The 14,050-nt window shown below is 39.9% G+C and carries 12 protein-coding genes; 3 read left to right on the top strand and 9 right to left on the bottom strand.

All coding sequences use genetic code 11. The features are described from left to right. The first annotated feature begins 33 nt into the window (after positions 1–33). Both grpE and RMX98_RS05815 read left to right on the top strand, forming a co-directional pair. Positions 34–696 (top strand): nucleotide exchange factor GrpE, encoded by a 663-nt coding sequence (gene grpE / locus RMX98_RS05820; RefSeq protein WP_322678827.1) that lies wholly within the window; start codon positions 34–36, stop codon positions 694–696. 990 nt (positions 697–1,686) lie between these two features. Further along, the gene (locus tag RMX98_RS05815; RefSeq protein WP_322678828.1) at positions 1,687–2,013 is read left to right on the top strand and encodes an STAS domain-containing protein; all 327 of its coding nucleotides are present in this window, start codon (positions 1,687–1,689) and stop codon (positions 2,011–2,013) included. On the opposite strand, the gene RMX98_RS05810 is transcribed toward RMX98_RS05815, so the two are convergent. The 8 genes from RMX98_RS05810 to RMX98_RS05775 form a co-directional block, all read right to left on the bottom strand. Further along, positions 2,014–3,150, bottom strand: coding sequence for a PP2C family protein-serine/threonine phosphatase (locus RMX98_RS05810; RefSeq protein ID WP_322678829.1), 1,137 nt, complete (start codon positions 3,148–3,150; stop codon positions 2,014–2,016). It abuts the gene before it with no gap. 292 nt (positions 3,151–3,442) lie between these two features. Next, on the bottom strand, positions 3,443–4,210 hold the full coding sequence (locus RMX98_RS05805) for a DUF1350 family protein (RefSeq protein WP_322678830.1): 768 nt from the start codon (positions 4,208–4,210) through the stop codon (positions 3,443–3,445). Between the two features lie 269 nt (positions 4,211–4,479). After that, entirely contained in the window at positions 4,480–5,199 is a 720-nt protein-coding gene (locus RMX98_RS05800) for a hypothetical protein (protein WP_322678831.1), read from the bottom strand. 540 nt (positions 5,200–5,739) lie between these two features. Continuing rightward, complete coding sequence (locus RMX98_RS05795) at positions 5,740–7,662, bottom strand: M48 family metallopeptidase (protein ID WP_322678832.1); 1,923 nt, start codon at positions 7,660–7,662, stop codon at positions 5,740–5,742. 6 nt (positions 7,663–7,668) lie between these two features. Then, positions 7,669–8,256, bottom strand: a complete 588-nt coding sequence (locus tag RMX98_RS05790; RefSeq protein ID WP_322678833.1) for a LemA family protein — start codon at positions 8,254–8,256, stop codon at positions 7,669–7,671. A gap of 452 nt (positions 8,257–8,708) precedes the next feature. Further along, positions 8,709–9,170, bottom strand: a complete 462-nt coding sequence (locus tag RMX98_RS05785) for a hypothetical protein (RefSeq protein WP_322678834.1) — start codon at positions 9,168–9,170, stop codon at positions 8,709–8,711. A 7-nt stretch (positions 9,171–9,177) separates the two neighbouring features. Next, complete coding sequence (locus RMX98_RS05780; protein WP_322678835.1) at positions 9,178–10,323, bottom strand: hypothetical protein; 1,146 nt, start codon at positions 10,321–10,323, stop codon at positions 9,178–9,180. A gap of 491 nt (positions 10,324–10,814) precedes the next feature. Beyond that, positions 10,815–11,315, bottom strand: a complete 501-nt coding sequence (locus tag RMX98_RS05775) for a hypothetical protein (protein WP_322678836.1) — start codon at positions 11,313–11,315, stop codon at positions 10,815–10,817. A 667-nt stretch (positions 11,316–11,982) separates the two neighbouring features. Here RMX98_RS05775 and RMX98_RS05770 point away from each other — a divergent pair. Continuing rightward, complete coding sequence (locus RMX98_RS05770; protein WP_322678837.1) at positions 11,983–12,648, top strand: phosphoribosyltransferase; 666 nt, start codon at positions 11,983–11,985, stop codon at positions 12,646–12,648. Between the two features lie 149 nt (positions 12,649–12,797). Here RMX98_RS05770 and RMX98_RS05765 read toward each other — a convergent pair whose 3' ends face one another. Beyond that, entirely contained in the window at positions 12,798–13,973 is a 1,176-nt protein-coding gene (locus tag RMX98_RS05765) for a homospermidine biosynthesis protein (RefSeq protein WP_322678838.1), read from the bottom strand. Positions 13,974–14,050 lie beyond the last annotated feature (77 nt).

Genomic DNA, 14,050 nt, shown 5'->3' with positions numbered 1-14,050 from the left:
CCCCAATACCCAGCCCCCAATACCCAGTAACCAATGCCTAATATTAATTTCACTCAAAAGTTGCAAAATTTAATGCAGCAGGTAGGTATTGCTAGTTTTAAAGCCCTGAGTCGCGCTGCTGGTGTTTCAGAGCGTCAAATTTTGCGCTTACGCCAGGGAAAGCTAGAGCAGATGCGGGTAGATGTGCTGCTCAAGCTGTCGCCAGTGCTACAGATGCCATTGAATGAATTAATCGCAAATTTTTCAACTGTAGAGTTGTTACAAGATAAAACAGCTCCTACTCAGCAATTGTTACAAGAAATTACAGATTTGAGAAGAGAGTACGATCGCTCGCAGCTTCAATTAGAGCAACAACGAGAAATATTACTGCAAGAACTCCAGCAGTCGAGCTTGCAACTGCTGGAGTCTTTATTATTGCAATGGCCAACAGCAGCACAGAAAGCGCAGGAGAATCCCCAGCTAGCAGCAGTCAAAATAGTACCGTTGGTGCAGAAACCCCTGGAAAAGCTTTTGCAGGCGTGGGGAGTGGAAGCGATCGCACCCGTGGGAGCAGAATTACCTTATGATCCCCAACTGCACCAATTGATGGAGGGAACTGCACAACCTGGAGAAACAGTCAAAGTACGCTACATTGGCTACCTTCAAGGTGAGAAGCTGCTTTACAGAGCCAAAGTCAGTCCTGTTCGAGAAAATTAGGAGAGAGGCGATTAATCGCGTCTGTATAGGAGTTAGAGATTAATAACTCTTTACTTTTTGTGTTGTCTGTTGAGAAATGACAGATATTGGGAATACTTAAAGATAGCTGGGGCGATGCCTCAGAGAACTTCTGTTTAGACAGTTAGTGTAGATTCGAGCTTGCTTAACGCTGTTGAAACCGAAATTTTTGGCTTTAGAGCGGTACTTCAGAGGTAAGTTATTTCAATAATGTAAGTAATTGGACATAAATAAAATTAGATCCTGGTTACTATCATAAATACTCAGTAGTCAATAAATGATTATATTTTCTAATGATTTTAATGGAAAACCCCGATAGTTGAGTATTTTTGCTTCTAGGTTGAATTGGGTGCTAGAACTGGGAGAATTTGGTGGGTGATGCAAATCTGCCACTAAATCAGAAAATAATTTATACCACATCCTAAGTACCCAGACAGAGGAACGCCTCTGCTAGACTCAGTTTCAGAGTGCTGGCTGCGACCTATTGAATTTTGAATTATTTCATGAAGGCGATCGTTATGAAATTTAGTGGAGAATCTTGATTTTGTAAAAATATTTGGTAAATAATCTGAAAAGCAGTAACTTCAGTTTGTAGAACAGTATATACCTACATCAATGAGATGAAAGTAAGTCGGCGTTAAAAACTAACATATATGACGAAACATCAAATCAGCAAACAGCTTATCAATTGGTTATGTCAATCTTTTTACCAAAGGAAATATACATAACTTTTATCGTGCCCACTTAGTTATCTGTGTTGTTTAGAATTAGTCTGTTTCTAGTAGGAAAACTATAGTTAATTAAGTCCGTGATTTTTTTGTAATGAAAAAAATAAATAAAAAAATTTATAACTAATCTTTATATATCCTGATTAATTAGGATATAATTTTAGCTTTTGTTTTACAAGCATTTTTAAATGTTCTATAATAGCGAAATCCAAGCGTTATTTACACAAATCAGAGTTATATAATTATGAGAGAAGAAGTAAAAGTTATTAAGCTTAGTGGTAATTTAAACGCCACAACTTCACAAGACTTTCGCCAAAATATCACTGATATTTTAGAAATTGGTGCGAAAATTGTGTTAGTTGATTTTAAAGATGTAACGTTTATGGATAGTTCCGGTTTGGGAGCTTTAGTATTAGCTTTCAAAACTCTACGTGCAGCAGATACTAAGCTTGTTCTCTGTTCAATTAATGAGCAAGTCAGGATATTATTTGAACTGACTAATATGGATAAAGTATTTGAAATATTTCCTAGTCAAGATGCATTTAATCAGATTTTAGTTTCTCAGACGTAATTAATCAAACTTCATTTGCAAAATAGATAAATCATCATCAAAAGCATCTTTGGAGTTTAGAGCAATTAAATAACTCAGTACGCGTTCGAGTTGGCTATCAACAGGATCTTGTAAGCTAACCAGTAGCTGAATAAAAGCATCCAAACTCCAAAGTGTCCCATCTGATTTAGTGATTTCATAAGCGCCGTCACTAAAAATGTAAAGGGTACTGAATTTTTCAATATTGCAAAACCCATCAACATATTTTGCCTCTGGAAACATACCAACTGGCATACCGGCGGTTTTCAATAGTTGAACTTCAGACTTTCTTGGAGATGTGCCGGTTACTAAAACTGCTGGTGGATGACCTGCACTAGCATAAATTAACTGGCGGTTGATGCGGTTGTAAACTCCGTACCAAATCGTAAAGTATTTATCATTTTGATAATTCATCTGGAAGGTATCATTTAAAGCCTTCAAGACATCACTAGGTTGATAGTAATTCAGACCTTTGAGCGCACGGGAACGCAGCAGATTCAGCACTGAAACAGAGGGAAGAGTGGCTTTGAGTCCATGTCCGGCAGTATCGAGTAAGTAAATTGCCAGAGAGTCATCATCGAGCCAATAGTAATCGAAACAGTCACCGCCGAGTTGTCGCGAAGGAATGAATCGGAAATTTATATTAAAGGGTTCGGTCATAGAAAGAGGCAGGAGCGATCGCACATATTCTGCTGCTTCTGACATTTCTGATTCTAAAAGCAACTTTTGAGCCTGCAAATCTCTACTCAACTGATGCAGGCGTAATCCTGCTCTTACCCGTGCTTGTAATTCATTATGCTCAATAGGTTTAGAGATAAAATCATCAGCACCAGCATCTAGACCTTTGACGCAATCAGCAACGGAATCTAAGGATGTTAATAAAATAAAGAATGTGGTAAAAAATTTGGGGTCTGTCTTAATACGGTGGCAAACTTCTAATCCAGTTAACCCTGGCATGATCCAATCACAAATAATTAGTGCTGGACGATAAACTAGTGCCTTTTCTATTCCTTCCTCGCCACTACTAGCAGTAACTACCTCATAACCCTGTTTTTGCAACATCCTTTTCAGGAGTATTTTTATTGAATGGTCATCATCAATTATTAGTATTTGAAACATAGAAATTTGTAGGAAATACTCATTAATAATTTGTTAGTCAATATAGAAAATAAAAATACGATAGAGTACTCATTTTTGATTTCTGAAAAAATTCAGTACACCTTAAAGAGGCTTCTTGACTATTGCCTCTTACCTCCTACAGAAATAAGTATGGCTACGCTCCCGTGAGGGATACATAAATCAAATCGGATTGCTATATGGGGCAATTAGTTAGTAGTATTGCTGGATAATACTACTAACTAGTTTTTTTATTTTTACTTTGAATTTATGGCTCTTTAACAGTCATAAAATATTATGGTGCTGCCAGAGGATTTAACCACAAGAGGATGTTGCTTTTTAGCTGGTTCAAGTCGCGGTATGCTTCTTGTTTGAACCATTGCCCTAAAGCGTCAAACGGGGTGAAAGATGTTCCTGTTTGCCATTTAATATCTTGACCTAAAGGTGTTGTATGAGTTCCTGGTAAAGTTTGTGCTGTCACCATCTCATTAAAACGTTCTTGTAAGATTTTGGTTAAAGCTGCCGATTGATCAATGGTGTCATTACTAAATTTTATTAATAAATTGCGCCGGATATTATAACTTTCTTGGACAAGCTTGTTAGTTTCCAACGGTGAGGGAGTAAACTCGATAGCAAAAGTAGAATTGAACTGTTCTACTAGAGGGATAGCTTCTTTAGCGGCGTAGTTGTTGAAGGATATTAAAATATTACCTGCGCGTTCTACTTTAAAAAGGCTACCAATCAGCAAATGAAGTTTACAGCCCATACTGTGTCCAATGCCGTAGATGGGTAAGTAAAGCTTGCGTAATGCCCCAGAATCATGTAAGCGTTCGAGTGTGCGGTCAAAGTTTAACAGCACGGATTTGGCGATCGCAGTATGATCTAATGTATTGACGAAAGGCGTAGCAATTACAACATAACCTTTACTTGCCAGCTGTTCCAGTAACCAGCGATAAGTAATGTGCGGTGCAGTGGCGACAAATGCACCTCCTAAAAAATGAACAATACCTATGGGATTTCGGGGAATAATTACCCAGTTCCCTCTAATTTCTTTCCAGTCCATACAGATAAGCGATCGCTTTACGAATATTCTTTATGTTAGACCGGGGATTGCAACCGTGGGAAGGATTATGAAAAAAGCCATTGATAATCTCTGGTGAGTAGATTGGAAACCAATCCACCCAGCAGTGTCTATGGATTTATCGGAAGTAGCTGCACTTTTTGAATCTCCATTACAAAACTTAATTACGTTAGCGAAGCCGCCTATTCCTCCAAAGAAACAAGCGACGCATAGCGTTTTGTAGAGAGTGTCATTACGAATTACGAATTATTTTAACGCTGAGTCTGTAATCTTTTCATTTCGTGTTGCACATCTAATGCAATTTGTAATGCTTCATTAAGTAATCTTCCATGCTCAGTAGCCTGTTCAGTTACTTGCATCGCTGTTAAAGTTGCTAAATTGTTGACGAATAGTTCTGTATTACTGAGGATAAAGCTCTTATTCTCCCTCAAAATCCTTTCTGTCTTCAAAGCGCGAACTAAATCAGCTTTGGTGAGTTTAAGCGCTTCGATAACACCATCTCTTTCCTTGATTACCACTTCTGGATTACCAGCTTCTTCAATTTGGTCATTGATATCTATTACTCTAATAACAGTATTATATCTATTAACCTCATTTAACAGGATATGTAGAGATTTTGTCATATTATTTTTGACAATTTTACTTCTACTTTTCCAGATTAAATATAAGATAGTTTGTGTAAGACCGCCAACCCAAAGACCTAAAATAATTAATAATATTACGGATGGGATTGTTATCCAGTCCACAAAAATCTTAATAATTATATCAAATAAAATATAGACAAAAACAAATGTAGAAAATCCTAGAAAGACTACAGTTGCGCCTTCAGAGCTTTTAAGTTTTTGTATATATAGTTTTGTGAATGTCTTCAGAGTATTTGTAATGATTAAAAGTTCCTCATTGACAGGTAAATTAGTCAGTTTTTGTAGATCATCCTGACTAATTTCCAAGCCCTGTAAATCATCCCGCACAGCTTTTCAACCCTTGCCAGAATAGTTATTTCATCTAATATAGCAATCAAATTTCTAGAATGCTGGCATTTTGTCTAAACTTTTCCAGGCAGTTAATAGTTCTAGGCAATGTCAAAAAATTTTGTACAATATGATACTATTTGACCAAGGCAACTATTTATACTATAGCAATCCTAAATTATGCGTGCAGAAACAAGATCCCCGACTTCTTAAAGAAGTCCGGGTGCAAGTTGCAATTCTGACAAATCAAATAGTATTACTATGTAGAAAAATAAATTAATCTGTAAATATAATCAAAATCCAACAGGTTACAATACTGCTCGGTTAAGGATTTTTAACTCGGAGTTGGGTTTGGGGAAAAGGTTAAAGGGTAAAGGTTAAAGGTTTTTTCTTTCCCCTTTTTCCCTTAACCGACAAGTATTGCAACAGGTTATTGTTCTGGCAAACAGTCATTTGTAACTACAAGAAAGAATAATGGAAAAGTCCGCAAAAACGGACTTTATTTGTTTATTTATAAATAATTGTGTCTCACTGATTACATTAACTTTGCTTGAGAGAAGATTGTTTCTCTTTTGAAACGCCACGCTGAGAGTTTAAAAATGGGGGGATGGGACAGTCTAGCGTCATGGCGATCGCTCTGAGTAAATCTGCTTCGGAAGGAGTAACTTTATTATCTAATAGTACCGTGTGGGCACAAGCATCAACAATAGCTTGTTTGAGTTTGGGAGTGGCAAGGCGCAGACGCTCAATACTTTTTTTCAGTTCAGTGAAATTACAGCTTAATGGTTTTTCTGGTTTTTCTTGCTCTCCAGCTTTGGGAAGTCGAAAAACTCCAGAACGAAAAGCATAGGCAATGTCTTCAGTAGACGCATCGGGTTGGGAGTGTCCGACGCGGGCAATTACGGACAGTACTAATAGACTATCGGGCCAAATCTCTTCGATGGAGGTGAATTCTACCGTTGTAGTAGATGCGGGATTTATACTAGCTTGGAGACGATGCCATAGTATTAACTGCAACACAAAATGCCACAGTGATAAGCTTCCGGTGGCTACAGCTAAACCGTGGACGCATTTGCACAGTCTTTGGCATTCTTTGGCAGAATTTTGGCGTAATACGGGTACTACTAAATCCACTAGTGGCAAGCGAATTCTGGAGTCTAACTGGCTAATTTCGCTACTCAATTCCAAGGTTTTCTCTACCAAATCAGCAGGCTGCACCTCGCGTAACCAAACAATTTGACGTTCTTGAATTTGGAGATTTTCTGTATCTAACGCTAGCGCCAAAGCGATCGCCATTGCACTTTGCTGTTCTCGCGCACCCGAACGCAGGGATTCTGGTAACTGCGATAACAACGCTTGAGCATGAGCAAAATGCTCTGGTGTAACGCTGCCAACTTGGTTGATAACCTGTTCTGGCATAGCACTAGAACCGCCAGCAAAGCCCATTGTTAGAGATTCCTGGGAGGGGGAACGCACTTGATTGCGAGACGGCATTGCTGCTAAATTGCTGACGTTCAAACCCCCAACGCGGCGGATACGTTCTGCTAGAGGTGGGTGGGTAGAAAAAATATCTTCCCAGAAAGAGGGGTTGAGGGCATTGCCAAAAAACATGTGGCTAGCGGCTTCTGCACCCGGTGATATCAAGCGTGAATCCATCTGTTGGAGTTTTTGGAAGACTCCGGTAAGTCCATTGGGGTTGCGAGTGAACTGTACGGCTGAAGCATCGGCGAGAAATTCGCGTTGGCGAGAGACGGCGGCTTTAATCAAGCGTCCACAGAATAATCCGATGCCGCCAATTGCCATCAGTGCCAAGCCAAACGCCCACAGAGGCAAACCCTTGTCTTCGCGGGAAGTACTACGAAGGCGCAACAGCAATTCCCCGGTTATGTAAATGAACAAAATCCCGTGGAGTAGTCCCACTAGACGCAAATTTAGCCGCATATCTCCATTGAGAATATGACTAAATTCGTGGCCGATGACTCCTTGTAGTTCATCGCGGTTCAGGTGTTGCAAAGTGCCACGGGTAACTCCAATTACAGCATCATTGGGCGTAAATCCGGCTGCAAAGGCATTAATGCTGGTTTCTCTTTCAAGGAGATAAACTTGTGGGATGGAAATACCAGAAGCGATCGCCATTTCCTCGACAACATTTAATAGTTGTCGCCCTTGTTCATCGGCCATTTCTGGTAGCAGGAGTCTTCCTCCTAACTCTTGGGCAATTACGCTTCCACCCTGCCGGAGACAGGCAATTTTATATAAGCTTCCGACTGCGATCGCAACTATTGTAATCCCAGCTACGTAGAGAAATAACCCTGGATGCCACCAAACACGAGGAGCCATGCGAAACAGAAATAAAGTGGCAATATAAATCGCCATAATCATGACTGCGATCGACAAGGAAAATAACCCAATTAATTGTTGCGTATTTTGGCGTGCCCGATCCTGATGTTCAAAGAAATTCATAGATTTCTAAAAAGACACGCGTGGAGCATTTCTTATTTCTGGAGTAGCTTCGGCAAGCAATTCTGCAACAGTAAAGTTAAAAGTATTTGCCACAAGATTGCTGGGGAAAGATTCGCTCTTAGTGTTATAAAGTGTCACTGCGTCATTAAAAGCCTGACGTGCAAAAGCAATCCGGTTTTCAGTGGAAGATAATTCTTCCATTACCTGAGTCATGGCGCGATCGGCTTTCAATTCTGGATAAGATTCTGAAAGTACCATCAACCGACTTAACGCCCCCGTCAGTGCCCCTTCAGCATTACCCAACTGTTGCATTGTTTGGGGATCGCCGGGATTTTGTGCGGCACGGCTGCTAGCATTAATTGCAGAATTCCGAGCGGCAATAACTGCTTCTAAGGTTTCTCGTTCATGTTTCATATACCCTTTGGCAGTTTCCACTAAATTGGGAATTAAATCATAGCGGCGCTGTAATTGCACATCGATTTGAGAGTAAGCATTTTTGTAACGGTTGCGATACTTGACTAAATCGTTGTAACTATTAATGATAATTACTGCAACAATGGCGACTAAAGCAACAGAAAATATTAAAAGCCCCATATTTTTAGATTATTTCCATCAGATACTTACTTTTTTGCAGATTTACCAATCACGGTAATCTTTATATCCAGCAAAATTTGTGTGGATATAAAGATGAGTCTACTTGTAGCAAGTTGCCTTCGTCTTCTGTAAAATTAGTTACGCAAGTTTACTTAGCTAGAGAGGTTGTAAGAATTTTTAAATAACCACAGAGGCGCAGAGAACGCAGAGGGAAATAATTAATTTAATGTGAGTTTGAAAAACCTCTCTCTGCCTTGAACTTAGTTCAAGTTTATTTCTCTCCGAGTCGGAGAGGGATAGGTGTTGGGTAGTAAAATCAGGGAGAGGTCTGTTATTTGACTAACTGTGATAAGGGACTTGCGTGAAAATAAAGTACCAATAAACCGAGTTTCGACTGCGCTCAACTCTCGATAATTGAGGGTTGAGACACTATTAACCCGCAGTTCCCTAAGTTACTTATGAATCTGAGTAAATAAGGAATAACCACTAACAGCAAAAATAAAAAGAATGGCGGCAGGAAAAATTACTACATCCCTGACAATAAATAAAATCCAATCTTTTCTTAGTTCTTGTTTAAACTTGAGTTCATCCAGTTTTCGCTTAAGTTCTACATCTTCTTGTAACTGTAAGTTTACAGTTGGCAGACTTAGTGGATTGTCGCCTTTGCTGGCAGTTATTTTTGATAAATCTGTTATATCTATCATGCTATCAAGATTTTGGTGATCGTCTGCAATCCAGATATGCTTACCTTTTTGCTTGGCTTCTACAGCTACTTCCATAAGTGCGATTGCCTTTAACAGCACCTCAGAATTATCTCCATTCATTTGTTGCGCCAGATTATTTAGTGTCTCATAAAGTTCTGGCGATAAATCTAAATTTATTTGAATTCGTTGGCTTTTTTCTTGTGCAGTCATTTAATGTTTATGATTGGGCGCTGGCTACGAGCTGATTCCAGGCTTTGATTGCTGTCTGTAAATTCTTGGGCAGATTATTTTGAGAAATATCGTTGTACCGAACCGTACCCTCTTGGCTGGTCAGAGTATAGGTGATATAATCGGCAGCACCACTGGGGGCTGGATAACTCAGATTTTGGAATTTACTAAATTTGGAACGTTCTAGCGATCGCACAAATTGTTGCACCTGTTGCACAGAAACACGGCGAACACTACGCTCAGAATCATTAGCATCACCAATCCGCACGCGAATCAATCGCCCATCCTTGAGTAAAACAGTCTCGTAGGTTCTGCCAGCAAAACCACCACTGGATATTTGCCGAAATACTATATCTCTATCTAACGGTGGTGGTAACTCGCTAACTGGAATTTGCACAGGAGACAATGTACTGTTGTTAGCTTTTTCATTCAGCCTGATTGCTGAACCTGTCTGATTGGTGTGATATACCAAGTTTTGTTCAACCGCACCGACAACCACCCGCCAGCCTGATATTATAGCTTGGCTACAGAATTCATCAGCATTAGCTAATTCCAAACAGCTATTATTCCAAGTTTGCTGTTGAGCCTGAATGATAGTTAGCCGAGAAATTGGCTGTTGCAAACGTCTGGATGCAGCTTGCAAAACAGCATTTTTTACAGATGCAGGTAATTTACCTGGGAGGTTTTCTGAAGGAGTATTTGCCGAAGCTAAACGTAGCGATCGCCCATTGTTATTGGTATGATAAATCCAGTTTTGTTTGCCATTAGATACTACAATTCGCCAACCCCGAATTAACGCTTCGGTGCAGAGTTCATCAGATTGAGGCAGTTCTAAGCAACCATTGCGCCAAGTCTGTTGATTATAGTCAATAATTTGCAGTTCTCTGGTTGAAATTCCCTGTCTGCGGGCTAAATCTTGCAGTACCGCGTTAGCTACTGGACGTGGCAAGCGATTTGATTTAATATTGTCTTTAATAACTTCATTGCTTGTTTCTAGAGAGAAGTTAGCAGAAGCACCCATAGCACCTTTGATAGGTGTCAAACCGCTAGCAACAGATAAAATTCCAGTCAGAATCAAAGCAGTGAAAATTCGTCCTTGATTGGTGTTAAAGTAGTTTTTCAACATGAATTTCATATTAATATAGAACGAAGAAAAAGTATCCAATTACTGATGAGCAATAAAGTATATAATCCCAGAACTTCAGTAGTTGGAATTAATTTAGTATTTGTCTTCTGAAACAGATATAAAGACAGACGCTAATGTACTGATTGTTTGTTCCTTATACAAATTCTGGATGAAAATGCACTCAATCAAAACGTTCTATAATCCTACAGCAATCAAGTCAGAACTCAGAAGCTCAGGCTTCATTAGATAAGAAGTGTGTTGAAGAAGAGAATTCACACCCCTGTCTGAGAAAATAGCTTGCAAGCTTTGCCAACAAAGCTTCTTACCCACCTTAGTAAGGAAGGGTTGAATAAAAGTAATCTTATAAAAGAATGCCACAGAACTGTAATCTAGGTTTTCCTCGGCTCAACCTAGCGTATACAATATTTTAAAACTATGCGATCGCCTAAAAAAACTCCGTACAACTTGAAAAACCTGATTCCCTAGTTCCTACCTATGCATTAGGCGCTGATGGCTTGTTCAGATTCAACTAACTGATTATTAGGTACATCAAATCTAATAGTACTAGCCGCCCAGTCTTTGAAATCGGGTGCTAGCCAGACTAGCTTGCGGAGAATTTCATCATTTACCCATAACACCAAGGGGAACCGAAACTGTTTCCGAAACTCATCACGCATGATATTGGTACTGATGATTAGTTGGTTAATTGCCCCTACAGACTCTAAACCCCTTACCATCAAAGCTTCAGGTTGAGTAGCACCAATTTCATTTGTAATCGCTGTATACAGTTTGTCAGCCGCAGGTGAGAGCAAAACTTCATGGATATGGGCTGATGAAAATTCGGTTAGCAAATTCAGCACTTGCTGCTGCCTTTGAACACAGTTACAACAGGCTAATAACAATGAAAACTCTCCACCAGAAACCATCATCGCCCTTGCCAGCCTTTTAGTGGCTGCTATGCTGCTAACTGTGCTGTTTTCCGAATTACTTAAGCTAATCATTACAAAATCCTTCTTTTGATTTAAAAAAATAGTTGAGCGATATTCAGTAATTCTACCCTATTAGTTTTTATTTAAAAGTGTTAATTGGGTGAAATCGGATGGTGTTTTCTCTGTAATACTAAGCATTATATAATGACCAAACGTCTGCTGTATTATCTCATATTCACAATTAAGCCATAATGTAAAGGTAGTATCAACAGAATATCAGTCTAAGGACTCAGGCGAAAAATTAACAATTGAATTAATACTGTATTTTCATAGATTTTCGCATCTGCTAGTAATTAAGTAATTATTTCTTAACATAAGGTCAAAAAAATACTAAGTACAAGTTTAACAGTAAAGATTGGGAAGTGGGAGAAAACTTATAGCTGTTGCCAATTAAGGAACTTCCAAAAAATAAATTATCCCAAATTATTTGTAAATTTTTAGGGACGCACAGATGTACGTCCCTACTCATCCGTTTGATAGAACTGTAAATCGAAGATGTCGTTCCATTAGCCAGAGGACATGGAATATTTATCTTTCTATGATCAGTTCAGAGCATCTGACCATAACAACAAGTTGGGAATTTGATTTATTGTTTGAGATAGATAGCCAAAAAGAAATTCGTGTAAATTTTTAATTTATTTGATTAATTCTTTTGGAAACCAATCAGGAATGTCACACCATGCTATTCAAAGATCGGAGGTTTGCAGGTCAAGTTTTGGCTAGGGAGTTAGCAGCTTATGCTAACCGCCCAGATGTTCTGGTATTGGGGCTACCAAGGGGTGGTGTACCCGTTGCCTTTGAAATAGCCAAAGCGTTGAATGCTCCCTTAGATATTTTGGTAGTACGTAAATTGGGTGTGCCAGATCAAGAAGAACTAGCTATGGGAGCGATCGCTTCTGGTGGTGTGCGGATCATCAATGAATATATTATCAGCTTGGTGAAGGTATCCGACGAAGTAATTGCCAGAGTAGCGGCGCAAGAAGAACGGGAGTTAGAACGGCGAGAACGGCTTTATCGCGGAAATCACCCCTTAAGAGATTTACAAGGACGTACCGTCATCTTGGTAGATGATGGTTTAGCCACAGGTGCAACTATGTGGGCTGCTGTTGTAGCTGTGCGAAAACAACAACCGTCTCAGATTGCGATCGCAGTGCCTGTAGCCGCACCCGAAACTTGCCAAGAGTTAGAAACTCAGGTAGACAAAATTGTTTGCGTCTCAACACCCAGCCCTTTCCACAGCGTTGGTCTTTGGTACGAAAGCTTTCCCCAAACTACGGATGAAGAAGTCTGCGACTTACTAGCAAAAGCGACAAAGAACGGTGAACCAATATCTCTCGGCATGTAGATAAGTTTTGGTGTTTGAAAATGCCAATATTAAGTTTTTGAGATGGGCTTTTTGGATTTTGAACAAAAATTAAAGTCGCATTGCAAGGGATAAAAGCATAGTGGGGAGTAGGCAGTGGTGTATATTAAAATTCCCTACTCCCTATTCCCCTAGTGAGTATTCGGAATCAACCGTCCACAGGGATAAGTCGCTGTTTGCTGTGAAGCACTTTCAGCAACTGCTGCTGGAATCTGATCCGATGGTTTTGTTTTGGCTGCTAGATAGTCTTTTTTCAGTTTATCCAAAATGGCTTCTCGCCTGTCATAAATACGCTTCAAAGGACGAGACTGGCATTTGTTCAACACATACGCACTCACCAGTGGTAGAGCGATCGTGCTATCGGTATAACAAACGATTGTGTTAGGTAACTCATCCGGGTCAATTTTACCCCAACTAACCGCTTCCGATGGGGTTGCTCCAGATAAACCGCCTGTATCTGGACGTGCATCGGTAAATTGCACAAAGTAATCGTGTCCTCGTTCTTCTAATCCTAAAACTTCGTGAAGTTGCGGTTGAGTTTGTAGCAAAAAGTTTTTGGGACTACCGCCACCAAGAATTACAGCCGCACTTTTACCTCCTGATTCACGGGCATTATAGGCGATCGCTGCTGTCTCATTCACGTCAATTGATGGATCTATCACCAATTGCGAACCTTCCAATGCTAAAGCCGCCACGTTCATCCCAATTGAGCTATCTCCTGGAGAAGACGTATAAATTGGTACACCATATTCATAAGCTGTAGCTAGCAAGCAGGAATTCTGCACACCCAATTGCTTTTCTACTTCTCGGACATATTTACCTAGTAAATGGTGAAACTCAGCCGTTCCCATCCGCTTTTGAAACGCTTCTCCTTGCAAAATTTTGCGGATGAACGCATCAGTTTCTAGCAGCACATCGTAACCAAAGATAATGTCATAAATGCGGATTGTGCCTTCTTGACGCAGTTTTACATCATCCAAAAACGGATTACCAGCAAAGAGTTCAAAACCCAATCCATAGTGCATATCGTGGTAAAGATTTGCACCAGTGCTAATCATCCAGTCAATAAAGCCGTTGCGAATTAAGGGTGCAAGCGCTGAAACCCCAAATCCTGCTGGTGTCATCGCACCGGAAAGGCTAACTCCTACTGTGACACCTTCCGTTAGCACATCGCGACTCAGTAGCTGGCAGATTTCCCGCAACCGCGCTGAGTTATAAGCGGTGAAGTATTGATCGATCAAATCCACCACACTGATATCATTTGATATAGGTGTAGGGGCAATTTTTTGACCCAGCTGTTTAGACATTTTGGCACTCCCGAACAGTAAACACGCCGAATCTAATGTTATCTAGCTTTCAGCCAAAGTGACAGCAATACTTTTTT

The organism is Nostoc sp. DedQUE02, assembly GCF_034531035.1.
GTDB lineage: Bacteria > Cyanobacteriota > Cyanobacteriia > Cyanobacteriales > Nostocaceae > Nostoc.
This window is presented reverse-complemented; position numbering and strand designations above follow the sequence as displayed.

What these genes read in the sequence shown, in the direction of transcription:
- RMX98_RS05810 (WP_322678829.1), bottom strand. Translation starts at nt 3,150, where the DNA reads ATGTTTCAAATACTAATAATTGATGATGACCATTCAATAAAAATACTC.
- RMX98_RS05815 (WP_322678828.1), top strand. Translation starts at nt 1,687, where the DNA reads ATGAGAGAAGAAGTAAAAGTTATTAAGCTTAGTGGTAATTTAAACGCC.
- RMX98_RS05775 (WP_322678836.1), bottom strand. Translation starts at nt 11,315, where the DNA reads ATGATTAGCTTAAGTAATTCGGAAAACAGCACAGTTAGCAGCATAGCA.
- RMX98_RS05770 (WP_322678837.1), top strand. Translation starts at nt 11,983, where the DNA reads ATGCTATTCAAAGATCGGAGGTTTGCAGGTCAAGTTTTGGCTAGGGAG.
- RMX98_RS05790 (WP_322678833.1), bottom strand. Translation starts at nt 8,256, where the DNA reads ATGGGGCTTTTAATATTTTCTGTTGCTTTAGTCGCCATTGTTGCAGTA.
- RMX98_RS05805 (WP_322678830.1), bottom strand. Translation starts at nt 4,210, where the DNA reads ATGGACTGGAAAGAAATTAGAGGGAACTGGGTAATTATTCCCCGAAAT.
- grpE (WP_322678827.1), top strand. Translation starts at nt 34, where the DNA reads ATGCCTAATATTAATTTCACTCAAAAGTTGCAAAATTTAATGCAGCAG.
- RMX98_RS05795 (WP_322678832.1), bottom strand. Translation starts at nt 7,662, where the DNA reads ATGAATTTCTTTGAACATCAGGATCGGGCACGCCAAAATACGCAACAA.
- RMX98_RS05780 (WP_322678835.1), bottom strand. Translation starts at nt 10,323, where the DNA reads ATGAAATTCATGTTGAAAAACTACTTTAACACCAATCAAGGACGAATT.
- RMX98_RS05785 (WP_322678834.1), bottom strand. Translation starts at nt 9,170, where the DNA reads ATGACTGCACAAGAAAAAAGCCAACGAATTCAAATAAATTTAGATTTA.
- RMX98_RS05765 (WP_322678838.1), bottom strand. Translation starts at nt 13,973, where the DNA reads ATGTCTAAACAGCTGGGTCAAAAAATTGCCCCTACACCTATATCAAAT.